Here is a 22,973-nt window from a genome sequence, read left to right on the forward strand (position 1 = left end):
GACTGCTGCGGCCCCGGCCCGTCGACTTCACGGCCGTGCGCTGGTGACCGGGCCCGAGCCGGTGAGGACGACGAGCTGCCCCGTGGCCCGGGTCATCGCCACATAGCGGTCGACGGCCCCTGTGACGCCCGTGCCGAACTCCTCCGGGTCGACGAGGACGACCAGGTCGAACTCCAGCCCCTTCGCCAGCTCCGGCGTCAGCGACCGCACACGCGGCCGCTCACGGAACGAAGGGGCGCCGATCACGCAGGCGATCCCCTCGGCATGGGCGGCGAGCCAGCCGTCCAGGACCGGCTCCAGCTCCGACGTCGAGCCGTGCACGACGGGCAGGCCGTTGCTGCGCACCGAGACCGGCACGTTGGCGTCCGGCAGCGCGGCCCGGATGACCGGCTCCGCCTCCGCCATGATCTCCCGCGGCGTGCGGTAGTTGATGGTGAGGGAGGCCAGGGTGACCCGGTCCAGCCCGACCCGCTCCAGCCGCTCCCGCCACGACTCGGTGAAGCCGTGCCGGGCCTGGGCGCGGTCCCCGACGATGGTGAAGCTGCGCGACGGGCACCGCAGGAGCAGCATCTGCCACTCCGCGTCGGTCAGTTCCTGCGCCTCGTCCACGACGACGTGCGCGAACGGGCCGGCCAGCAGATCCGGGTCGGCGGTCGCCAGTTCCGACTCGTCGACCAGGCTGACCCGGGCGTCCTCGCCGCCGAGCATCCGCACCAGCCCCTCGCCGTCGTCACCGTCGGCGCCCGAGTCGGCCACGGCCGCGATCAGGTTGTCCACGACCCGCGCCATGCGCTCGCGCTGGGCGGCGAGCACGGCCACGCGCCGCTGCGCGCGCCGTGCCGCCTCCGGGTCGCCCAGGCGCTGGCGTGCCGCGTCCAGCAGCGGCAGATCGGACACCGTCCAGGCCTGTGGGTCGGCGCGCTGCAGCGTGCGCACCTCGTCGCGGCTCAGCCAGGGCGCGCACATGCGCAGATAGGCGGGCACCGACCACAGGTCCGCGACCAGGTCGGCGGCCTCCAGCAGCGGCCACGCGCGATGGAAGGCCGTCAGCAGCTCCCGGTGCTTGCGCAGCCATGTGCGCAGCTCCTCGGGGGAGGCGTCGCCCTCGTGCTTGTCCACCAGGATGGTGAGCAGTTCCTCCCGGACCTGCTCGCGGGCCTCGTTGTGCGGTGTGCCCGGTTCCGCCGCGTCGAACGCGGCCGCCCAGTCACCGGCCGTGAGCCGGATGTCGGACCAGGGCGTGGTGACCGTCATGCCCTCGGTCGGCGGCTCCTCGTAGAACCGGACGGCCTTCTCGATCGCGCCGACCATGGCCGCGGACGACTTGAGCCGGGCCACCTCGGGATCGGCCTCGACACCCGCCGTCGCTCCCTCGGTCACCAGGTCGCGCAGGATGCAGGTCTGCACGCCCTCCTCGCCGAGACTGGGCAGGACGTCGGAGACGTACGACAGATAGGGCCGGTGCGGGCCGACGAACAGCACGCCGCCGCGGCGGTGACCGAGACGCGGATCGGAGTGGAGGAGGTAGGCGGAGCGGTGCAGGGCGACGACGGTCTTGCCGGTGCCCGGCCCGCCGTCGACGACGAGGGCGCCACGGGATCCGGCGCGGATGATGGCGTCCTGGTCGGCCTGGAGGGTGGCGAGCACGTCCCGCATCCGCGACGACCGGGCGCCGCCCAGAGCGACGATGAACGCCGACTGATCGTCGAGCGCCGCGTGCCCTTCCAGCCCGTCGGCGGTGAACACCTCGTCCCAGTAGTCGCTGATCCGGCCACCGGTCCAGCGGTAGCGGCGCCGGGCGGCCAGCCCCATCGGGTCGGCGTGGGTGGCCCCGAAGAACGGCTCGGCCGCCGGGGAGCGCCAGTCGAGCAGCAGCCGGTGGCCGGTGCTGTCGGTCAGCCCGAGCCGTCCGACGTACACCGGCTCGCCGCCGTCCGCGCCGACCATGCGGCCCAGGCACAGGTCCAGGCCGAAGCGGTGCAGGGTGCGCAGGCGGGTGGTCAGCCGGTGGATCTCGGTGTCCCGGTCCATCGCCGCCCGGCCCATGCCTCCGGGCGCCCTGCGCATGGCGGCGAGACGGTCGGACAGTTCGGCGATCGACTGCTCGAGGCAGGCGGCGACGGCCGCGAAGTGCCGCTCGTCGTCGGCGATCAGTTCCGGGTCGGCCTTCGCGGACAGCCGCTCGGGCAGGTCGAAGGCACTGCTGGTCAGGGGGGTCAAGGTCAGCTCCGTTCACATGCTGGCGCGCGGGGTGTGCCGGTCGGCCCGCGCCGGTCGGTGCCCGGCCGCGGCAGGGTGCGCCGCCGGGCCGGGGGCACCGGGCGTTGGTGGTTGCTCGGGTGGTGGGCGGGGCCCGGGCGGCTGGTGCCCTCGCCTGGGCGTGGCGGGCAGCCGGGTGGGTGCACCGGGCGTTTGTGGTTGCTCGTGGGGCGGACGGTGCCCCGGCTGTCTCAGCCGATCGCGTCGAGCAGGAGCTTCGCCGCCACCACCGTACCGTCGTCGGTGCGGACCACGGCGGCCACCTCGCTCCCCTTGGTGCGGGTCGTGGGGGCAGGGGCCGTGTCCGGCGCGGCCGACGGGGTCGCCACGGCCGGCGTCGGACCGTCGTGCGCCGCGCCGACGCGCTCGTCGTCGATCGATGTCAGGTCGGCCCGGCCGCGGACGACGAGCACGCGGCGTCCCTGCGCCCGGATCGCCTCACCCGCCACCCGGGCGACGTCCGTCGGCGCGTGCATCGGCCTGCTGCCGAAGCCCACGTACATCGGTGGCTCACCGGCCTCCAGGAACGCCGCCGGCCCGGCCGGCAATGGGCGCGCGCCCGGCGTGAGCCGCGCGCCGGTCCGGACGACGTCGAGGCCCGGCGTCTCGTGCCACGGGCCCCCCAGCACCGGGTCCGTCGCCGTCCACGGCCGGCCGTCCACGGCGTAGTCGCGGACGCGCCCCGCCGGGGTCAGGCCGATCACCGTCCGGTGGGTGTTCGGCGCCTCGCCGAAGAGCGCGTCGATGTCGTCGGCCGCCGCCGGACACATGCCGGTCGCCACCCGAACGTCACCTCCCCCGGCCGCCGAGATCACCGACTCCGTCCGAGCGGCGATCACTTGGGCCGCGCGCCGGGGCAGGGGTGAGGCGGGCGCCGCCGCCCTCGTCGGGGCGCGTGCCGACGGGGCGAGCGGCACCAGCGGCACACCGACACCGCCCGGCCACCGTGCGAAGGCCTCGCCCGGCGGCGCGCCCACCCGCACCTGAGCACCGTGTTCCCGCAGCTGGACCGCGAGCCTCGCCGGCGGTTCCACGTCCCGTCGGGACTCATAAGTAGACAAAACCACACGCACTGCGCGACTCCCCCTGTTTCGACCGTTCCTGGCTCCGGCCGTCGATTCTGCGCCAGGAGGGGGGCCTTGCGGCAAGCCCCCCGATGCGCTATAGGTTGAGAGTGGAAAGGAGCTGACGGCGTCCTTTCCTTTTTTTGTGCGCCGAGCACGCAACGCTCTTTCCGGAGCGCGCAGCTCCCTTTCCTGTACGCGTGACTCCCCTGTGTGCGCCTTCACGCCCCTTCCGGACCACGGAACTCCGGCTTTCCCTCGGCAAGTCGCGAATCGCCACACCGTCCATCATTTATGCTCGATCGGTGAATCAGCCTGTTGGGGGCCTGACCAGGGCGGACATCGACCGCAATCCGGTCGGACCCACAATGCTTTTCACATGATCTGCATGGGGGGGGGAATCCCGTGAAGGGGTCGTACACACCACTGGTATCCGTCGTGTTACCGGTCTACAACGCGCTGCCCTATCTGGAGCAGACACTCGCCTCGATCGCCCAGCAATCGATTGGCATGGACGCGCTAGAAATCATCGCCGTCGACGACGGCAGCACGGACGGCAGCGGCGAGCGGCTCGACGCTTGGGCGACGGACCGGCCCTGGCGGATGAAGGTGATCCACCAAGAGGCGTCGGGCGGCCCGAGCCGGCCGCGCAACGTCGGGCTCGACCACGCCAGTGGCACCTATGTGTTCTTCCTCGACGGCGACGACTGCCTCGGCCCCGAGGCGCTGGAGCGGCTGGTCGCCATGGCGGAGAAGAACAGCTCCGACGTGGTCCTCGCCAAACTCGTCGGCGTCGGACGGCGCGTGCCGCGGCAGGTGTTCGCCAAGAACGTCGACAAGGCCGACCTGTCGAAAGGCGACGTCTACTACACGCTGATGCCGTTCAAGCTGTTCCGGCGCAGCATGCTCGAGGCGCACGGCATCCGCTTCCCGGAGCACATGCGCATCAGCGAGGACCAGCACTTCGTCGCACGCGCCTATCTGCACAGCAAGGTCATCTCGATCGTCGGCGACTACGACTGCTACTACGTCGTCAAGCGGGGCGACGAGGGGAACATCACCGCGAACGGCCTGGAGCTGAGCGCCGTCCTGCAACAGGCGGACGAAATGGTCCGGTTGGTCACGGACATGACCGAACCCGGGCCGCTGCGCAACCATCTGATCACTCGTCACGTCCGGGTGGAGATGGTGCGCCGCTTCGACCGCCGATTCCTCGACGCCGACGCCGCGACCCGCAGGGAACTGGTCGAGCTGGCCCGCCCGTACGCCCGCAAGTGGATCACGCCCGCGGTGCTGGCCGAGTTCGTCCTCCACGAGCGGCTCGTCAGCCACTGCCTGCGCGAGGGGCTGGCGGACGAACTCGCCGCGGTCGTCGAGTGGGAGCTCGCCGACCGCCCCGGCAAGGCGCTCACGAGGAACGGCAGGCTGTACGCCGCGCCGCCGTACCCCACCGCGGATTCCCCCGTGTACGAGGACCTCTGCGAGATCACCTCCGACATGCTCAAGGTCAGCCCGCGCCGCCGGCTCGACCACCTCCTCTGGCGGGGCAGCGTCCTCGAACTGGGCGGCTACGGCTACCTCGACCAGGTGGACACCGATGACCTGGTCACCGAACTGGTCCTGCGCCACGCCCGCAGCGGCAAGGAGATCGCCGTCCGGTGCGAGCAGGTGCCCTCCCCGCACCTGACCGTCGCGCGCGGCAAGGAGACGTACGACTACGGGCGGGCCTGCTTCCGGGCCCGTATCGACCTGGCGAGCGTCGACGACGGACGTGCCCTGCCCTCCGGTGACTGGCATCTGTCGCTGCGCTGCACCGCGCACGGCATGAGCGCGCGCGGCGCTCTCGGCGGAGCGCTCGGCAACGGCGTCGGCCGCCGCGGCCCGCACGCCCTCTCCCTGCCCGGGAACGGCAAACGCGTCCACACCGCCCGGATCCTGCCCGACGACGGGCAGCTCGTCCTGCAACTGCGGCCCGCCCCGTCGGCCGTCACGGCCTACGCCTTCAGCGTCACCGGCAAGGCCGCCCGCGCACTGCGCGCCCGCCTCACCTAGCCCTGTCGTCTGCCGTTCCTCCGCGCGGTCACCGGCGCGAAGGAGAGGAACGCGCCGCCGTCCGCGGTGAGCATGTCGAGCACCGGCCGGTAGCCCGGGCCGTCCGGCCGGTGCCCGGCGCACGCCTGCGTCCGCAGCGGCCCGTCGCACCGGGTCGCAACCGGAGGAACGCGGCTACCGGGCGGGGTTTACGAGTCGATCCAGGGCAGTCCCCTGCGACGGTCCGACCGGTCCACCGATACCGCGGCAACTGCTGTCGTTCCGCGCGCACTTGCTAGGGTTGACCCGGCGCGGGACACGTGCGCCCACGGGACGCGGGAGGTTGATGAATATGGCCGTCACCGGCTGTCTTCGGCATGCCCTCATCCGGCCCGCGTGCTGACACGCCCGGGGCCGGTCGTTCCCACGACCAGGAGTCACCTGTGTCTTCCTCAACCTCCCTGCCGCTGACCACCGACCGTCTCGTCCTGCGGCCCTGGACCCCGCCCGAGGTCACCGCGGTCCTCACCGGCACCCGCCCGGCGCACTGGGCGGAGGACTTCCCCGCCGACGGCGACCATGTCATCGTCGGCCTCCTCGAGCAGAACCCGGCCTGGCTCGGCGCCCACGGCCACCGGCTGATCGTCGAACGCGACAGCGGCCAGGTGGTGGGCTCCATCGGCCTGTTCTGGCCGCCCACCGACGCAACCGTCGAGATCGGCTACGGCGTCGTGGCCTCCCGCCGGGGCCGGGGCTACGCCACCGAGGCCACCCGGGCCCTGGCCGCCTTCGCCCTCGCGGCACCCGAGGTGCACACCGTGGCGGCGGGCGCGGAGATCGCCAACCCCGCCTCCCTGCGCGTCCTGGAGAAGGCCGGCTTCCGCCGGCACGCCACCGAGGGCGGCATCGCCCGTTTCCTGCTCACCGCCCCTGACCACCAGGAGCAGTGACCCCGGGGGCCGGCGGACGCACCGCCGGCCCCACCTCTGCGGCGACTTCGTGGGAGGCGGCGTGCCGGACCGCCGGGACATCGGGAACACTGGGCGCACGCAGCGTAGGAGGAGAACAGCCGCCGATGACCGAACCCCGCCCGGCCTCCGCGTCCCGTCAGCCGACGATCGCCGATGTGGCACGCGCCGCCGGTGTGTCGCGTACGACCGTCTCGCACGCGCTCAACGGGCTGGGCAAGGTCGACCCGCGCACCCGTGAACGCGTCAAGCGGGTCGCCGAGGAACTGGGCTACCGGCCCAACCTGCGCGCCCAGCGGCTGCGGCGCGGCGAGGCGAGGGCGATCGCCCTGCTGTCGTCGATGCCGCTGGCCGTGGCCGGGGGGCCGTCCCGGCTGGGCTTCTACATGGAGGTCGCGGCCGCCGCCGCCGAACACGCGCTGGCGCACGGATTCGCGCTGGTGCTGCTGCCGCCGGGGGAGTCCGGCGCGGGACTGCGCACCGTCGACGTCGACGGCGCCATCGTCGTGGAGCCGCGGGAGGACGATCCGGTCGTCGCCGAGCTGCGCGGACGCGGCCTGCCATGGGTGGCGCTCGGCCGGCCGGTGCCGGACGCCGCGCAGGCGCCGTACGTCGACCTCAACGGCGAGGCGGTCACCGAACTGCTGCTGGACCACCTGGCGCGTGCGGGCGCCCGCCGGCCCGCGCTGCTCACCGCGCCGGGCACCCGCTCCTCGGCCGTGGACGCCCGGGAGGCCTACGCCAAGGCCGCCGAACGGCACGGCTGGCCGCCGGTGACGGCCGTCGCCGAGGAGTCCGGCGGGGAACAGGCGGGATACGAGGCGTGCGCCGCCCTGCTGCGCGAACACCCCGGCATCGACGCGCTGTGCGTCATGGTCGACGCGTTCGCGGTGGGCGCGGTGCGCGCCCTGCACGACAGCGGCCGCGCGGTGCCGGACGACGTCCTGGTCGTCACGCGCTACGACGGGGTGCGGGCGCGGACCTGCATGCCCCCGCTGACCGCGGTGGACCTGCACCTGGAACAGGCCGCCGCGCAGGCGCTCGGCCTCCTGCTGCGGCGGCTGCGCGGCGGCGCGGACGACACGGGCACGGACCCGTCCCCGTCAGTGCCGGCCCCGCGCCTGGTGCCCCGCGCGTCCTCCGTGCGGGCGCCCGGGGGGACCCTCTGACGCCGGGCGCCGTGGCCCACCCGCAAGGGGCGCGGGGAACCGCGCGACCGGCTTCCCAGCGGCCCGCACCCGAAAGACCAGCACACGCGGGCAGCGAAGGCGCAGGGGGCTCAGATCCCCAGCATCAGCACCAGGCCCGACACCAGCGCGAACACCAGCACCCCCAGCCGCAGGCGCCGCGCGTCGAGCCGGTGGTGCACCAGCCGGCTCAGAGCCGCCCCCGCGGCCAGCGCGGGCAGCATCCACAGCGCCGTACCCACGTGGTCCAGGTGGGCGCGTCCCGTGCAGAACAGCAGGACCAGGGAGGCGGCCTCGCCGAGCAGGAAGCACACGGCGACCGTGGCGCGCAGCTCCGGCGGCGGCCGGTGCTGATAGACCAGCGCGAGCGGCGGGCCGCCCACGCCGGTGGCCGTCTCGGTGATCCCGGTGACCAGACCGGCGCCCACGTATGCGGCACGGCCCGGGGCGAACGCCGGCGCGGCGAGGCTCACCAGCGCGGCGAGCACGGTCGCGACGCCCACCAGGAGTCCGAGATCGTGCTCGGGGACGGCGGCGAGCAGCACCAGCCCCGCTGGGGTGGCCGCGAGGCGGGCGCCGGTGATCCATCCGGCGCCGCGCAGATCGATGCTGGAGCGTTCCCGCCAGGCCACGTACAGGTTCAGCGGGATCATCGACGCGAGCAGGAAGACGGGCAGCAGCCCCGGGTCCGCGAGCCCGGCCACCGGCGCGACGATGAGGGCGTAACCGAGGCCGCTGGAACCCTGCACGAAGGCGGCGACGGCCACGGTCACGGCGAGCAGGGCGAGGGTGTCGCCGCTCATGCGCTCACCTCCCGCGCGATCTCGACGCCGATCATCGGGCGGCCTCCGTGGAGGGCCGGTGCACCCGGACGATGGGGGCCCGCCGCACGACCTCGGCGGCGAGTTCCCGGGCCCGCGCCACGAGGGCCCGGCCGTCCCAGGTCAGGGGCGAGCCGTGCCACAGCCGCAGGCGCCCGGCCGTGAACACCGCCGTGATCTGGTCGCGGTTGCCGCGGCGCAGCAGCTCCCAGGGCAGATCGTGCGAGGCGGCCAGTTCGGGGACGGTGAGGTCGACGAGCAGGAAGTCGGCCGCCGCGCCCGTGGCCACCACCCCCGTACGCACGCCCGCGACACCGGCCTTGGAACCCAGGCCGACCGCGTCGGCGCCCAGCCGGGTGCCGTGCTCCAGCCAGGTCCAGCCGCCGCCGCACGAGGAGTCGCCGGTGGCCATCCCGTGGGTGAGGCGCTGGGCGGTCTCGGCGGCGTCGAGCAGCCGGAAGGCGTCGCCGCGCGTGCCGTCGGTGCCGAGGCCGAAGCGGATGCCCTCCTCGGCCATGAGCAGCGCGGGCGCCACGGCGTTGCCCTTCCAGGCGCTGGCCACCGGGTTGTAGCTGACGGCGGTGCCGGTGTCGCGCAGCAGGGCGAGTTCACGGGGCGTCAGCAGGGTGGCGTGGGCGGCGAGCAGGTGCGGCCCGAGGACCCCGAGCCGGTGCAGATGCTCCAGCGGGCGCAGTCCGTGCCGTACGAGGGAGCGCTCGACGGAGGCCAGGTGTTCGTTGACGTGGATCTGGAGGACCGCGCCCGCCTCGGCGGCGAGGCGGGCCAGACTTGCGAGGGTGGCCTCCGTGGCCGCCTCCGGGATGGAGACGGCCACGGACGGGTGCACCAGCGGGTCGCCCGCGTAGCGGGAGAGGTGCTTGCCGGCGCGGGCGATCACGTCGTCCGCGCCGCTGACGTCGACGTCGTTGCAGATCGCGCCCAGGACGCAGCGCAGGCCCGCGTCGCGTGCGGCGCTCGCCACGGCCTCCACGTCGATCGGCGCGCGTGTTCCGGCGTCGGCGACGGTCGTGAAGCCGCCGCGCAGCGCCTCCCACGCGGCGAGTTTCGCCGCCACGTACGCCGATTCCTCGTCGAGCGCGTTCTCCAGCGGCACCCACACCCGCCGGAAGATCTCCGAGGGTTCACCGAAGGCCAGCGCGGCGCCGAAGCTCTGGGTGAGGTGGTGGTGGGCGTCGACGAAGCCGGGCAGCAGGGCGCGGCCGGGCAGCCGTACGGGGCTGAGTGCGGGATGGTCGCGCAGCACGCGGGCGGTCGGTCCCACGTCGGTGAAGGCGGTGCCGGTCACCACGACGGCATGGTCCTCGGCGGGTCCGTCGGGCAGCAGCACGGTGTCGGGGACCAGCAGCAGCGGTGCGTCGTCGCGCAGCAGTGGCCCGGGGTCGGGGCTGGGCAGGGGGTGCATGGTGTCCTTGTCGTCGAGGTGTGTGGGGGGCTCAGGGGCGGTGCTGGTCCGGGGGAGCGTCACCTGCCGGGGCTGCCGCGGGGACGGGCCCGGCGGGGGCCGGCTTGAGGGAACGCGAGACCCAGGGCGTCCGGTGGAAGAGCGCGTGCAGCAGGGCCGCGGTGAACGCCCCGACGGCGACGCCGCTTTCCAGGAGGATGCGCGGGGTGGGCGGGAGCTGGGCGTAGACGCCGGGCACGAGGATCGGGAGCAGTCCGGCGGCCAGGGCCACGGCGACGATAAAGGTGTCGGTGTGGTCGTCCAGGCCGCTGCGGCCGAGGAGTTGGATGCCGAGCACCGTGATGACGCCGAAGACGACCAGCGCGGTGCCGCCCACCACGGGGGCGGGGATGGCGTTGACGAGCCGGGCCACGGGTGCGAGGAACCCGATGACGATCAGTACGAGTCCGGCGGCCACCGTGACGAAGCGGCTGCGTACGCCGGTGAGTTTGACGATGCCGATGTTCTCGCCGCTGGTCACCATCAGGGGCAGGCCGAAGAAGCCGCCCGCCAGCGACACGAGCGCGTCACCGCGGATGGTCCGGGGCGCGTCCCGGCGGGCGTCGGGTTCCAGGCCGACGGCCTCGCTGTTGACCACGGTCTGCCCCGTCGCCTCGGCCATCGAGGCCAGGCTGTAGACCAGCAGGGGGAGCGCGGCGACGAGGTTGAACTGCGGGGTGCCGAACGGCATCAGCTCCGGCGCGTGCAGCAGTCCCCCGCCGCCCGCCACATGCACGCGGCCGAGCAGGGCGGCGAGCACGGTGCCGGCCAGCAGGCCGAGCATGACGGAGAGTTGGCGCAGGGTGCCGCGCAGCAGCCCGTAGGCGACGACGGTGAAGCCGACGGTGGCCAGACCCAGCACCAGGGCGCCCGGTTCGCCGAAGCCGCTGGTTCCGGGGCGGCCGGTGACCAGCAGGGCGCCGACCTTCACCAGGTTCACGCCGACGATGGTGATCATCGTGCCGATGACCAGGGTGGGGAAGAACTTCAGCAGCCGTGAGAACACCGGCAGGACGACGAAGTAGAAGGCGGCCGTGATGATCACCGCCCCGGTCGCCGTCCGCACTCCGTGCTGGTCGGCGATGGAGAGGAACAGCACGAGCGGCGCGCCGCCGGGCAGCATGACGAACGGCAGCCGTGCCCCGATGCCCCACGGTCCCAGGGACTGCACCAGGGAGCCGAGGCCGGAGAGCACGAAGGCGGCGGCCAGCAGGTTGGCGGTCAGGTCGGGCGTGAGGTGCAGCGTCGTGCTGACCAGGAAGACGCTGGAGATCGGGGTGGCGGCCATGACCAGCACGTGCTGGATGCCGAACAGCAGCATCCGGTGCACGGGACGGCAGGCGTCGACGGGGTGGTGGCGCCGGTCGTCGGCGTGCGCGCTGGTGTCGCGGTCCGGGGCGGGGAGTGGAGCGGTGCGTAGCGACACGGGGGACTCCGTTTCGGGGTCGACTCGCTCGGTGGTTCGGCCTTCACGATGGGCCCGGACGGCGGCCAAATCGATTTGGCCAAATCGATTTGGCCGTCAGTATGGAAGGGGCGGCGGGGGGAGTCAAGAGCGTGCGGCGATCCGGTGGGGAAGGGGTGCGCGGGCAGGCGGGCGTGCGTTCCGCTCCCGGCCCGCCGCAGCCTTCAGGAACGCCGCCGCCGCGGCATGTGGACGACCGCGAGGGAGGCCGCCGCGGCGGCGAAGCCGAGGACCCCGCCGGCCGCCACGTCGCCGGGGTAGTGCACGCCGGTGTGGACCCGGGCGTAACCGACGGCGACCGCCAGCGCCCCGAGCGGCACCGCCGCGGCGGGCAGCACGACGCCCACGGCGGTGGCGAACGCGGTCGCCGACGCCGTGTGACCCGACGGGAAGGACGCCGACTTCGGCATGGGGACGTGCCGGTCCAGGATCACCCGGGCCTCTTCGCGGTCGGGCCGCCGCCGGCGGACCATCCGCTTGCCGCACAGGTTCGCCGCCGCCGACGCCAGCGCGACCGCGCCCACCCCGGCCAGCGCCGCCCGACGGGAGCGGCCCGGCCCGAGCGCGAGGAGCCCCGCGACGGTGAGCGAGATCTTCGAGTGGTCGGCCGCGTACGACAGCCGCCGCAGCGCGCGGTCCAGGGTGGGCGTGGGAGTGGCGGCCACCGCCGCGTACAGCGCCCCGTCGATCGCGCGGAGGTCGCCGAGCACGGCGGCGCCGGCCCGTGCCACGGTCCGGCGGACCGCTGCGGCGGGCGGGACGTGGATACGGTCGGCCACGGTCGTCTCCTCACTGCGGTGCACGGCGCTCTGCCCGGCCCGCGCACCGCTCGCTCCGTCGCCCGCCGTGGGCGCTGCCGTGCCCAGCCTGCGCACCGCCGCGGCGCAGAGCGCCCCGGCCGGTCCGTACGGGTGAGTCACGCACCGCACGCCCGCCGCGCCCGCGGGAGGGGAACCCCCTGGTGACCCGTCACGGCCGTACGTCCTCCCGGGCCGGCGTGTGTTCCGCCGCCCGGCCGGCCGGGCGGCGGCCCTCCCGGTCCACGACGAGGGCGACCAGGCCCGCGGTCAGCGACAGCACACCGCCGACGACGAACCCGGCGCGGGCGCCCCAGCGCTCGCTCAGCCAGCCGACGCACAGCGCGCCGAGCGGCGTCGAGCCCTGCATCACCAGCGTGTACAGCGCCAGCACCCGGCCGCGGTAGCGCGGGTCGCTGCCCAGCTGGATGCGGTGATTGGCGGCCTGGGCGAAGTAGATCGTGGCGAGGCCGGTGAGGAAGAGCAGGACGACGGCGGCGGAGGGCGCGGGCGCCCAGCCGACCGCCGCCTCCAGCAGCCCGAACCCGATCCCGGCGCCCGTGACGAGCCGCGCGGACGGCCGGCCGCTGCGCCCACTGGTGGCGAGGGCGCCGAGCAGGGACCCGGCCGCGAAGACCGTGGTCAGCAGGCCGAAGGAGGAGGCGCCGGTGTGGAACACCGTCTTCGCCAGCAGCGGCAGGGTGAGCTGGAAGTTCAGCCCGACCAGTCCGATCACGGCGACGAGCGCCATGGGGACGGCCAGGTCGGGCCTGTCCAGCGTGTAGCGCAGCCCGTCGACCACCCGGGCGCGGCCTTCCTCGCGGGGCGCCCGGAGCAGTTCGGCGGGCCGCATCAACCGCAGTCCGGCCACGGTCGCCAGATAGCTGAGGGCATTGACCAGCATCACCCAGCCGATGCCGAACGCGGTGAGGAGCAGCCCGGCGAGCGCCGGCCCGAGCACCCGGGCCACGTTGAAGTACGCGGCGCTCATCGCGGAGGCGTTCGGCACCACGCTCGGGGCGACGAGCTCGCTGATGAACGCGAGGCGGGCCGGTACCTCCACGGCGTTCACCAGGCCGACGCCGAGCGCGAACAGGTGGATGTGCCACAGGGCCACCGCGTCCGCGAACACCATCAGCGACAGCACCAGCGCGAGCACCGCCGACACGAGATTGGCCACGGTCAGCAGCGTCCGCTTGTCGCGGCTGTCGGCCAGCCGGCCGCCGTACAGCGTGAACAGCATGGGCGTGAACTGCAGCGCCGTCACCGTCCCCAGGGCGACGGCGGAGTCACCGGTCAGACCGAGCACGAGCCAGTCCTGCGCGACGACCATCATCCAGGTGCCGGCCACGGACACGATCTGCCCGGCCGCGAAGAGACGGAAGTTACGGGTGCGCAGGGCGCGGAAGCGGTACGACAGGGGAGCGATCACGCCCGTCATCGTGCGGGAGGGCTCATGAGCGCGGCTCGAGGTACACGCTGCGCCACCACACCGGGCGCTCACCCGGACCCGTACGGCCGAAGCGATGATTCACCGGCGGTCAGCCGGTCATCCCTTCGTCTGAAGGAAGCGAAGGGAGATCCGTCATGCCGGAACACAGGGCCGCCCGGCCGCCCGTCACCGAACTCGACGCCCGCTACAGCTCCGCGCTCAACCCCCGCCCGGGCGCCGCGGACGTCACCGCCACCGAGTGGGCCGAAGCCGAGCGCCGTCTGGAGGCCGCCGAGATCTTCTGGGTGTCCACGGTGCGCCCCGACGGCCGGCTGCACGTCACCCCCGTGATCGCCGCCTGGCACGACGGAGTGCTGTACTTCGCCACCGGCCCGGCGGAGCAGAAGGCGCGCAACCTCGCCCATCACGCGCACTGCGCCCTCACCACCGGCGGCAACTCCCTCACCTCGGGCCTCGACCTCGTCGTCGAGGGCAGGGCGGAGCGGGTCGCCGATCAGGCGCTGCTGGAGGAGGTGATCGCGGCGTACGAGGAGAAGTACGGCGCGCACATCACCTCGGCCGAGGGCACCTTCCACGGCCTGGGCGACGCCCTGCGCAAGGGCGACGTGACGGCGTTCGCGGTCGCCCCGGCGACGGCGTACGGCTTCGGGCGCGACGGCGGGGTGTAGTCCCACACACGGTGGTCGTTCTGAACGCAGGCGTCAGCCGTCCCGCAGGCGACGGGCCGCCGCCACCAGATCGGCGGGCAGACCGGGACCGGCGCAGGCGACGTCGAGCAGCAGGTTCCGGTACGGAGAGCCGGCGAGCTGCGGCGCCACCGCGAGGAGTTCGCTCAGGTCGGCCGGCGAACCGCTGAGCCGTGCGCGGTAGGCGGCGCCGGCGGCCCGCAGGGTGGGCTCGGTCGGCTCGCACATCAGCCCTTGGTCCGCCAGCCGCACCGCGGCGGCGAAATCACCCTGCTCGGCCCGCAGGTCCGCGAGGTCGAGGTGCAGCGACCAGTTGCCGGGGTCCAGGGCGAGCGCCCGCTCGAACGCCGCCGCGGCCCGGTGGCGATCGCCCAGCTTGCGCCAGGTGCCCGCGCGCACGACCTCCGTCAGCATGCTCGGCTCGACGGAGTCCGCGCGGTCGCAGAGGGCGAAGGACGCGTCCGCGAGACCGCAGGCCCGCAGCAGTATCGCCGTCTTGGCCAGCGGTTCGGGTGCCGGGGTGGGCCGGCGGGAGGCGACCGCGTCGACGGCGCGGAACCAGGGCCGGAACCGCTCCCGCATGGTGTCGCCGTCCAGGTCGTGGCCGTGGTCCATCGTCCGCATCGCGGCCTCGGCCAGGGCCTCGGCGCTCACCGCGCCGAGAAAGCGGTCGTCACCGAACCAGGGGGCGCCGGCCCAGCCGATGTCCGGTCGCACGCCCGTGACCGATCCGATGGCCAGCACCGCGGTGTCCATGTCGCCGTCGAGGAAGCCGAGGTAGGACCGCGCCAGTACGTTCCTCAGGGAACCGCCGTCCTCGACGGCTGCGGCCAGCTCCGCCCGGCTGTCCCTCCACAGCTCGGCCAGGACCGCGTAGGGTTCCGGGTCCTCGGGTGCGGAGGCGATGGCACCCGCGAGGAAGTTCACCGCCGCCGCCGGGCTGCCCCCGCAGTGCGCCATGACCCGGGCGAGAGCGATACCGGCCGTCACTCCTCGATTCGACACGGCGCGAGAATATCCCCGCCCTGATCACCGGCGGAGGGCGCAGTGGGTTCCCTGGTCGGGGCACCGGCGGGAATGCCCGGGAGGCCACCACGGTTACACCTCTCGTGACTGACATGCACTGACCAAGATCGTGGTGGTGTCGGTCCGGGAAAGGAGACCCCCATGGCACGCAGCACCGTGCGTCCCGTCGTCCGGCTGACGTCGACGGCCGGGACCGGTGTCACCTACGTGACGCGCAAGAACCGGCAGAACGACCCCGACCGGCTGGTCCTGCGCAAGTACGACCCGGTGGCCGGGCAGCACGTTCTGTTCCGCGAAGAGCGCTAGCACCAGCGCGCGGCAGGCGCCGACGGGCCGGGGTCTCACACGAGGCCCCGGCCCGTCGATGTTTCCTACGATCCCTACAGGGGCTCGAGGCGACCGAGGCGACGTGCATCACCGGCCAGGCTCTGCTGCCGTGCCCGATGTAGGACGGAAACCGACCTAGATGCCGCGTACCGTCCTTCCATCGGCGTCATCGACGAGAGGAAGCCCGTGTCCCAGCAGAGCAGCCCCGCACCGGACGGCTACACCACCGTCGCGCCCTGGGTCGTCACCGAGGACACGGGGGCGTTTCTCGACTTTGTCGCGGAGGTGTTCGGCGGCGTGGAACTGGCCCGGGTGCGCACCGGGGACGGGTTGATCGGGCACGGTGAGATCCGGGTCGGCGACACCGTCGTCCTCGCCTTCGACCGGCACGCGGACTGGCCCCTGCTGCCCAGCCTGCTGCGCGTGTTCGTCGCCGACGCGGACGAGGTGTTCGCGCGGGCGGTCGCGGCCGGCGCCCACGTGGTCACGCCCGTGTCGGACGACGCGTTCGGCCGGCGCGGCGGACGCGTCAAGGACCCCTTCGGCAACGTGTGGTGGGTCGTCGCCCCCGTGGAGGACGTACCCGAGGACGAGATGTGGAAGCGGCTGCAAGAGCCCCGGTACGCCGAGTCCATGCGGGTGGCGCAGGAGACCCTCGACGCCGAGCTGAGCGGGCGGCCGCAGGGGCGCAGCAGCGCGCCGGTACGGACGACCGGCTGACCGCCGGGGCCGCGGACGGTCCCGGCTCCCGCCCGGGTCGGGCCGCGGCCCGTTCCACCGCCGCGACCACGGCCTCCACGGCCGTGTCGTACAGCGCCTTCGGATCGACGGCGCCCAACTGCTCCGGCGCACACGGGGGTTCAGGCGCCGCGGACCCCAACTGAGCACGGACGAGGAGACGGGCACCGCCCGGCCCGCGGCGGAATCGGTGGTGGCACCTGAGACAAGCATCCGGTAACGATCCACCTGCGCACCTTGTGGCAGGTTGCCCCCCTTCTAGCATCCGACCATGCCCTTCTTCTCGACTCGCGGCCGCACCCCGCGTCTCGCTCCCGAACTTGGCGACGCCGACCTCGGCAAGCTGCTGAAACGCCTGCTTTCCGCTTCGAGGTTGAGCATGGCCGGGGAAACGGAGATCTGCGTGGCCCAGATCGCCCAGGTCCTGGAACAGGACTCCCAGAACACCGACCGCAGGGCACACCGTCTGTCCGTCCTCGCCGAGTTCCTCGCGGAGTCCCATCTGCCGGGCGCCTGGGCGAAGTGGGAGCCGCGCAACGCCCGCGCGCTGGCGCTCCAGGCCTGGTCGGAACTCGAACGGGGCCGCGGCAACGGCCGTATGACCGATGCCGCGGCCACCTGGAAGGCGTGCCTGCTGGCCGCCGAACTCGATCCGGCGGACCCCTCGCCCTGGGTGGTCATGCTGGGCATCGCCCGCCTGGAGCGCTATGCCGAGCGTGAGGTCTTCGCCGTCTGGAACGAGATCGTGGCCCGGGACCGCTGGAACCGCGAGGCGTATCTCAGCATGCTGGCCCATCTCAGCCCGCAGGAGGCGGGTTCTCTCGCCCAGGTCCTCGAATTCGTCGGCACGCTGCGCACCCGGATGCCGGCGAACGCCCCCTGCGCGTCCGTCGAACTCGCGGCGCACGTCATGCAGTACCACTCCGCCGTGGCGCGCGGCGGGACGGAGGCGCTGCTGGCGCGCAATCACTGGAACGGCGAGGGGGCGGCGCAGTTCCTGGACCGCGCGCTGGCCACCTGGCCCAGCCCGGCGTTCTTCTCCCACGCCGCGGCCGTCGCGGACCTCAACCTGCTCGCCTACGCCCTGACGGCGGCCGGCGGTCCCCGGGAGGCCGCCCCGGTGTTCGACGCCATTGGCGGAAAGGTCACCAGCTGGCCCTGGCGCGTCGACGGCGACCCCGTCCTCGCGTTCGAGACGGCCCGCAGCAAGGCGCGCTGAACCGCTGCCGCGAGCAGCCGCAAGGCCCGGACCCGCACCGGTCCGGGCCTTCCTCTTCGGCGTCTCCAGGCCGCCGGGTCACCCAGATTTGTGGAGACAGCAGGCGGGTGAGGAACCGCGCCATCCGGCAGTCGTAGCGGCGCTACCCGGTGCGCCGCGGTGGAACACCGTCGTCCGTCCCGAGTGCCGTCATGGTGCCGATGGGCCGTTTCGGGCTGTTGTCGTCCCCTTTGCCCCTGGCCTCTTGCCGATGCCTTGACATTCTGTTCGGTCGAGGTTCAACCAACTGCCCCCGCCCGAGCCGTGTGCCGTCCCTAAGGTCCCTGAGCGTTGCGGAAGAAGGGACTCATGGGCACACACCTCGTGGTCCAGGCTCGCGGGATCACCAAGTGCTTCGGCGATGTCGTCGCCCTCGACGGCGTCGACCTCGATGTGACGCAAGGTCAGATCCACGGCCTGGTCGGACCGAACGGCGCCGGCAAGACGACCCTGCTCGGCCTCCTGCTGGGCCTGGCCGTCGCCGACAGCGGCAGCCTGCGCATCCTCGGCACACCCGTCGGCCGGGCGCTCGCCGCACCCGACGGGGTCGCCGGCTTCGTGGACGGGCCCGGGCTCTACCCGTCGCTCACCGCACGGCAGAACCTCGCCACCCTGGCCGCTCTGCGCGGCCAGGGCGCCCGGACGGCAGGCATCACCGACGTCCTGGACCAGGTAGGGCTGGCCGATGTCGCCGACGACCGGGTCCGCGGCTTCTCCCTCGGTATGCGGCAACGGCTCGGGCTCGCCGCCGCCTTGCTCACCCGCCCCCGGCTCCTGGTGCTCGACGAACCCGCCAACGGCCTCGACCCGGCGGGCACCCGGCACGTGCGCGGCGTGCTCACCGCCCTCGCGGCCGAGGGCACCGCCGTCGTCCTCTCCAGCCACCGCATGGACGACCTGGAAGCCCTGTGCTCCGAGGTCACCATCCTCGCCACCGGACGCGTCGTCTTCTCCGGCCCGCTCGGCAAACTCGCCGCCGAGAACAGCGCCCTCGACTACCGGCTGCTGACCTCCGACCCGCGCACCGCCCGCCGGCTGGCCGCCGCGACCGCCGGGGTCCACGTCGCCGACGACGCCGTGGTCCGGCCCGACGGGGAGGCGATCGTCGTGCGCGCCGCCGTGCCCGCCCTGGACGCGCTGGTCTCGGCCCTCGTGCACGCCGGCGTCGCGGTACGCGAACTCGCCCCCGTGGTCTCGCCGCTGGAAGCCGCCTTCCTCGCCCTGACCGAGCAGCAGCAGGAGGCCGGACGATGACCGCGACCATCGCCCGTGACAGCGTTGCCATCACCGCCCGTGCGTCCGTGCCGCGCGCCTACCGCTTCGAACTGGTCAAACTCCTCTCGCAGTGGCGGATCCGCCTGCTCGTCCTCGCCTGCTGGCTGGCGCCGGGGCTCTTCGTCGCCGCGGTGAGCCGGCAGAGCACCCTCCCCGTCGACACCCTCTTCGGCCGATGGATGCACGCCACCGGCTGGGCCGGGCCCCTGGTCCTGCTCGGCTTCGCGGGCACCTGGGCACTGCCGCTGCTGACCTCCGTCGTCGCCGGTGACGTGTTCGCCGCCGAGGACCGGCTCGGCACCTGGCGCCATCTGCTCGTGGCCGTGCGCTCCCCCCGGCGGATCTTCGCCGCCAAGGCACTGGCCGGTCTCAGCGTCATCCTGCTGACGGTGGCCGGGCTGGTCGCCTCCAGCATCCTCGGCGGACTGCTGGCGGTCGGCAACCAGCCGCTGGTCGGCCTCGACGGCCATCTGCTGACCCCGGGCGACGCCGCCGTCAAGGTCCTGCTCGCCTGGGCCTGCGCCCTCGCACCGACCCTGGCCCTCGCGGCGATCGGCCTGCTCGGCTCCGTCCTGCTGGGCCGCTCCCCGATGGGCCTCCTGCTGCCCGCACTGGTCGCCCTGGCGATGCAGCTCGCCCAGATGCTCCCGCTGCCCGTGGCGGTACGCCTCGCCCTGCCCGGATACGCCTTCATCTCGTTCAGCGGCCTGTTCACCAGCCCCACCCAGCCGGCCCCGCTGCTCATCGGCGTCGCCGTCAGCCTGGTGTGGGCGGTGACCGCGACGGTGCTGGCCCATGTCCTGTTCGTACGGCGGGACTTCACCAACCCGGCCTACGACGGATCGGCCCGCCGCGCGGTCACCGCCGGTGTCCTGCCGCTCGCCCTGCTGGTCGCCGCGGGCGCGGCCGTCGTCGCCGCGACGACCGGCGCCACCGGCTCCGGCATAGACCAGGACAAGCTGCAGCGGTCCCTGGCCACGGAGTTCGCGCATCTGTACCGGATGCAGACCGAGCAGCTCAACCGGCCCGACGTCACCGAGGCCGCGCTGAAGGCCACCGCGGCCTGCACCAAGGGCAGCCTCAAGGACGCCGCCGAGGGGCCCGGCAACGACTGGCGCTGCGTCGTCACCTGGCACCTGCCCGGCATCCAGGCCGCAGGCACGGCCGTCTACCAACTGGACGTCACCGCGGACGGCCGCTTCATGGCCGACGGCGACGGACCGAAGGAAGTCAACGGCTACTTCCTGGTGCGCACCGAGACCGGTGACGCGCCGAACCCCCTCTGGCAGTTCGACGGCAACGTCGAGCTTCTCCCCGCCACCTCGAAGGGATGACTCCATGCAGGTAACACGCCGTCGTCGGCGTGTCGAGAAGGACGCCCCCGGCCTTCTCGCCAGACGCCTTGGCCGCCGCATACCCCTGGTCACTGCAGGCACCACCGCTCTCGCCGTCGTGGCCGCGGGCGTCGCCTACGCCCAGACCCACCAGTTCGGCACCGACCAGGTCGGCCAGAACACCGATCAGGGCCAGGTCATCTCCAGCGACCAGTACATCGCCCCCTACGGCGAACGTCTCGTCATCAACGACGGCAAGATCATGTCGTCGGCCCTCAGCCCGGACGGCACCCACCTCGCCGCCGCCGTCACCGACGGCGGCAGCGCGCTGGCCCTCGTCGACCTGAAGACCTACAAGGTCCAGCAGGTCGTCGGTACCGCCGCCGCCTCGAACCCGCGCCTGAAGAGCAACAGCGTGGGCCAGGAAGGCCCCACCTACTCACCCGACGGCAAGCAGCTGTGGCTGGGCCAGACCGACGGCTACACCCGCTTCACGGTGAACCCCGACGGCACCGTCGCGGCCCCGACGTCCGTCCCCATCCCGGCGGACGGCGCCCAGCACGCGCTCGTCGGGGAGCCGGTCTTCTCGGCCGACGGCTCCACCGTGTACGCCGCGGTCAACGGCCAGAACCGGGTGGTCGCCCTCGACGCGGCGACCGGTACGATCCGGCAGAGCTGGGCCGTGGGCAACGCGCCGCGCGACATGGTCCGGGTCGGCGACAAGCTCTACGTCGGCAACGAGGGCGGACGCCCGGCGAAGCCCGGCGAGACGACCATGAACTCCTACGGCACCCAGGTGCCCGCCGACCCGAAGACCGGCGCCACCACCACGGGCACGGTCAGCGTCATCGACCTGGCCCACCCGGCCGCCGCCCCCGGCAGCATCGACGTCGGCCTGCACCCGACCGCCCTGTACGCCAAGAAGGGCGCGCTGTTCGTCACCAACACGGCCACCAACGACGTGTCGGTCATCGACACCGCCCGTGACAAGGTCGTCCAGACCATCGCCACCCAGCCGTGGCCCGAGGCGTCCGTGGGCTACGAGCCCGACGCGGTCACCCTCACCGACGACGGCCACCTGCTGGTGACGCTCGGCCGCGCCAACGCGGTCGCCGTGTACCGGTACACCACCGCGCAGGAGCCGGTGAGTTACGTCGGTCTGCTCCCGACGGACTACTTCCCCTCCGAGATCGCCACCGTGGGCGACCAGGTGTACGTCTCCAACACCCGCGGCATCGACGCCCGCCGCCCCACCACCAAGGCCGGGCACGCCACCCACGACACCACATCGAGCGTGCAGCGGTTCACGCTGCCCGACGACAGCGTCACCCGCGCGCAGACGGCCAAGGTGTTCCGGCAGAACGGCTGGAGCGGCGGCAGGGTCGCCTTCAGCCGGCCCCGCAGCAGTTCCCGGCCGGTACCGGTGCCCACGCGGCTCGGCGACCCCTCGGCGATCAAGCACGTCTTCCTCATCGTCAAGGAGAACCGGACCTACGACCAGGTGTTCGGCGACATGCCGCAGGGCAACGGCGACGCGTCGGTGACCCAGTTCGGCGAGAACGTGACGCCGAACCAGCACGCCCTGGCCCGCCAGTTCGGCCTGTACGACAACACCTACGACATCGGCACGAACTCCGCCGAGGGCCACAACTGGCTGATGCAGGCCGACGATCCGGAGTACACCGAGTCCTCGGCCGGTGAGTACCAGCGCAGCTACGACACCGAGAACGACGCCCTCGGCCACCAGAAGTCCGGATTCCTCTGGACGGGTGCGCAGGCGGCCGGCAAGTCCGTGCGCGACTTCGGCGAGTTCCAGTCGGTCGAGAGCAAGCCGGCCGGCGCGACCTGGCAGAACCTGTACTGCGACGCCAAGGACATGGCCGCCACCGGCAAGCCCACCGCGTACCCCATCCAGACCGGCTCCGCGATCCCGTCGCTGAACGCCGTCTCGGCGCCCGGCTTCCCGATGTTCGACCTCGACGTCCCCGACGTCTACAAGTACGAGATCTGGAAGCAGGACTTCGAGAAGAACGGCCCGGCGAACCTGAACATGTTCTGGTTCTCCAACGACCACACCGGCGGCCCGGCGAGCGCGACCGCGCAGGTGGCCGACAACGACCTCGCGGTCGGCAGGATGGTCGACAAGATCTCCCACAGCAAGTACTGGAAGGACTCGGCGATCTTCGTCGTCGAGGACGACTCCCAGGCCGGTCTCGACCACGTCGACGGCCACCGCGCCCCGATCCAGATCATCAGCCCCTGGGCCCGGCACGGTGTGGTCGACAGCCACTACTACACCCAGATCACGATGATCCGCACCATCGAGCAGATCCTCGGGATCCACCCGATGAACCAGAAGGACAGCGCGGCCACCCCGATGCGCGGCGCCTTCACCCCGCGCGCGGACCTCACGCCGTTCAAGGCGCTGCCCAACCGGGCGTCGCTGACCGACGGTCTGAAGACCCCGCCGACCTGCGGCACGGACACCCCGGCACCGCAGAACCCGCAGGCGGCGGCCGTGCCGTCGGCGAAGGTCCCGGCGGACAAGCGGCAGCTCGCGGCGCAGTGGGACACGTGGAAGGCGAAGCAGCGCCTGACCGGCCCGCACGCCGTGCCGGACTTCGCCAACCCCGCGCAGATGAACCACTTCACGTGGTACCAGACGCACGAGTGGAAGAAGCCCTACCCGGGCGAGAGCAAGATCTACGCCCCGCAGGACGTGCCCGGCGCCTTCATCCCGTCGGCGGAGTCCGACGGCTGACGCGGTCCACCCCTGCGAACAGGGCCCCCGGCCGGCAGCATCGCCGGCCGGGGGCCTCGTC

At 73.1% G+C, this 22,973-nt stretch carries 18 protein-coding genes; 10 read left to right on the forward strand and 8 right to left on the reverse strand.

What is annotated here, in order from left to right; translation table 11 throughout:
* Window positions 1-27 precede the first annotated feature (27 nt).
* Window positions 28-2,220 (reverse strand): RNA polymerase recycling motor ATPase HelR, encoded by a 2,193-nt coding sequence (gene helR, locus AB0J12_RS04930; RefSeq protein ID WP_363262786.1) that lies wholly within the window; start codon window positions 2,218-2,220, stop codon window positions 28-30.
* 230 nt (window positions 2,221-2,450) lie between these two features.
* On the reverse strand, window positions 2,451-3,293 hold the full coding sequence (locus AB0J12_RS04935) for a hypothetical protein (RefSeq protein ID WP_363262787.1): 843 nt from the start codon (window positions 3,291-3,293) through the stop codon (window positions 2,451-2,453).
* 468 nt (window positions 3,294-3,761) lie between these two features.
* Here AB0J12_RS04935 and AB0J12_RS04940 point away from each other — a divergent pair, with 468 nt between their 5' ends.
* From AB0J12_RS04940 to AB0J12_RS04950, 3 genes are all read left to right on the forward strand, one after another.
* Entirely contained in the window at window positions 3,762-5,375 is a 1,614-nt protein-coding gene (locus AB0J12_RS04940; protein ID WP_363262788.1) for a glycosyltransferase family A protein, read from the forward strand.
* 356 nt (window positions 5,376-5,731) lie between these two features.
* A complete protein-coding gene (locus AB0J12_RS04945; RefSeq protein WP_363262789.1) occupies window positions 5,732-6,304 on the forward strand; it encodes a GNAT family N-acetyltransferase in 573 nt (190 codons plus the stop codon).
* A gap of 125 nt (window positions 6,305-6,429) precedes the next feature.
* Window positions 6,430-7,491 (forward strand): LacI family DNA-binding transcriptional regulator, encoded by a 1,062-nt coding sequence (locus AB0J12_RS04950; protein ID WP_363262790.1) that lies wholly within the window; start codon window positions 6,430-6,432, stop codon window positions 7,489-7,491.
* Between the two features lie 110 nt (window positions 7,492-7,601).
* On the opposite strand, the gene AB0J12_RS04955 is transcribed toward AB0J12_RS04950, so the two are convergent.
* From AB0J12_RS04955 to AB0J12_RS04975, 5 genes are all read right to left on the reverse strand, one after another.
* Window positions 7,602-8,312: a sulfite exporter TauE/SafE family protein gene (locus tag AB0J12_RS04955; protein WP_363262791.1), complete on the reverse strand. Its 711-nt coding sequence runs from the start codon at window positions 8,310-8,312 to the stop codon at window positions 7,602-7,604.
* A gap of 31 nt (window positions 8,313-8,343) precedes the next feature.
* Window positions 8,344-9,753 (reverse strand): amidohydrolase family protein, encoded by a 1,410-nt coding sequence (locus AB0J12_RS04960; protein WP_363263205.1) that lies wholly within the window; start codon window positions 9,751-9,753, stop codon window positions 8,344-8,346.
* 31 nt (window positions 9,754-9,784) lie between these two features.
* Window positions 9,785-11,218: a uracil-xanthine permease family protein gene (locus tag AB0J12_RS04965; protein WP_363262792.1), complete on the reverse strand. Its 1,434-nt coding sequence runs from the start codon at window positions 11,216-11,218 to the stop codon at window positions 9,785-9,787.
* Between the two features lie 203 nt (window positions 11,219-11,421).
* Complete coding sequence (locus tag AB0J12_RS04970) at window positions 11,422-12,024, reverse strand: phosphatase PAP2 family protein (protein WP_363263206.1); 603 nt, start codon at window positions 12,022-12,024, stop codon at window positions 11,422-11,424.
* Between the two features lie 202 nt (window positions 12,025-12,226).
* Window positions 12,227-13,486 carry an MFS transporter gene (locus AB0J12_RS04975; RefSeq protein WP_363262793.1) on the reverse strand — a complete coding sequence of 420 codons (1,260 nt, stop codon included), beginning with the start codon at window positions 13,484-13,486 and terminating at the stop codon, window positions 12,227-12,229.
* A gap of 155 nt (window positions 13,487-13,641) precedes the next feature.
* Here AB0J12_RS04975 and AB0J12_RS04980 point away from each other — a divergent pair, with 155 nt between their 5' ends.
* Window positions 13,642-14,175 (forward strand): pyridoxamine 5'-phosphate oxidase family protein, encoded by a 534-nt coding sequence (locus AB0J12_RS04980; protein ID WP_363262794.1) that lies wholly within the window; start codon window positions 13,642-13,644, stop codon window positions 14,173-14,175.
* Window positions 14,176-14,208: 33 nt separating this feature from the next.
* Here AB0J12_RS04980 and AB0J12_RS04985 read toward each other — a convergent pair whose 3' ends face one another.
* Entirely contained in the window at window positions 14,209-15,198 is a 990-nt protein-coding gene (locus AB0J12_RS04985; RefSeq protein ID WP_363262795.1) for a tetratricopeptide repeat protein, read from the reverse strand.
* 162 nt (window positions 15,199-15,360) lie between these two features.
* Here AB0J12_RS04985 and rpmG point away from each other — a divergent pair, with 162 nt between their 5' ends.
* The 6 genes from rpmG (at window position 15,361) to AB0J12_RS05015 (ending at window position 22,912) form a co-directional block, all read left to right on the forward strand.
* Window positions 15,361-15,525, forward strand: coding sequence for a 50S ribosomal protein L33 (gene rpmG, locus AB0J12_RS04990; protein WP_363262796.1), 165 nt, complete (start codon window positions 15,361-15,363; stop codon window positions 15,523-15,525).
* A gap of 207 nt (window positions 15,526-15,732) precedes the next feature.
* On the forward strand, window positions 15,733-16,266 hold the full coding sequence (locus AB0J12_RS04995; protein WP_363262797.1) for a VOC family protein: 534 nt from the start codon (window positions 15,733-15,735) through the stop codon (window positions 16,264-16,266).
* Between the two features lie 289 nt (window positions 16,267-16,555).
* Window positions 16,556-17,503, forward strand: a complete 948-nt coding sequence (locus tag AB0J12_RS05000; protein ID WP_363262798.1) for a hypothetical protein — start codon at window positions 16,556-16,558, stop codon at window positions 17,501-17,503.
* Window positions 17,504-17,851: 348 nt separating this feature from the next.
* On the forward strand, window positions 17,852-18,796 hold the full coding sequence (locus tag AB0J12_RS05005; RefSeq protein WP_363262799.1) for an ABC transporter ATP-binding protein: 945 nt from the start codon (window positions 17,852-17,854) through the stop codon (window positions 18,794-18,796).
* Window positions 18,793-20,151 carry an ABC transporter permease gene (locus AB0J12_RS05010; protein WP_363262800.1) on the forward strand — a complete coding sequence of 453 codons (1,359 nt, stop codon included), beginning with the start codon at window positions 18,793-18,795 and terminating at the stop codon, window positions 20,149-20,151. The genes AB0J12_RS05005 and AB0J12_RS05010 overlap by 4 nt, the downstream gene beginning before the upstream one ends.
* A 4-nt stretch (window positions 20,152-20,155) precedes the next feature.
* Window positions 20,156-22,912, forward strand: a complete 2,757-nt coding sequence (locus AB0J12_RS05015) for a bifunctional YncE family protein/alkaline phosphatase family protein (RefSeq protein WP_363262801.1) — start codon at window positions 20,156-20,158, stop codon at window positions 22,910-22,912.
* Window positions 22,913-22,973: the final 61 nt, after the last annotated feature.

It is taken from the genome of Streptomyces sp. NPDC049915 (genome assembly GCF_040656475.1).
Classification (GTDB): domain Bacteria; phylum Actinomycetota; class Actinomycetes; order Streptomycetales; family Streptomycetaceae; genus Streptomyces.

Excerpts from the sequence above, each read along its gene's own strand:
- AB0J12_RS04945 (WP_363262789.1), top strand. The coding sequence starts at position 5,732 with ATGCCCTCATCCGGCCCGCGTGCTGACACGCCCGGGGCCGGTCGTTCC.
- AB0J12_RS04950 (WP_363262790.1), top strand. The coding sequence starts at position 6,430 with ATGACCGAACCCCGCCCGGCCTCCGCGTCCCGTCAGCCGACGATCGCC.
- AB0J12_RS04955 (WP_363262791.1), bottom strand. The coding sequence starts at position 8,312 with ATGAGCGGCGACACCCTCGCCCTGCTCGCCGTGACCGTGGCCGTCGCC.
- AB0J12_RS04960 (WP_363263205.1), bottom strand. The coding sequence starts at position 9,753 with ATGCACCCCCTGCCCAGCCCCGACCCCGGGCCACTGCTGCGCGACGAC.
- AB0J12_RS04980 (WP_363262794.1), top strand. The coding sequence starts at position 13,642 with ATGCCGGAACACAGGGCCGCCCGGCCGCCCGTCACCGAACTCGACGCC.
- rpmG (WP_363262796.1), top strand. The coding sequence starts at position 15,361 with ATGGCACGCAGCACCGTGCGTCCCGTCGTCCGGCTGACGTCGACGGCC.
- AB0J12_RS05000 (WP_363262798.1), top strand. The coding sequence starts at position 16,556 with ATGCCCTTCTTCTCGACTCGCGGCCGCACCCCGCGTCTCGCTCCCGAA.
- AB0J12_RS05005 (WP_363262799.1), top strand. The coding sequence starts at position 17,852 with ATGGGCACACACCTCGTGGTCCAGGCTCGCGGGATCACCAAGTGCTTC.
- AB0J12_RS05010 (WP_363262800.1), top strand. The coding sequence starts at position 18,793 with ATGACCGCGACCATCGCCCGTGACAGCGTTGCCATCACCGCCCGTGCG.
- AB0J12_RS05015 (WP_363262801.1), top strand. The coding sequence starts at position 20,156 with ATGCAGGTAACACGCCGTCGTCGGCGTGTCGAGAAGGACGCCCCCGGC.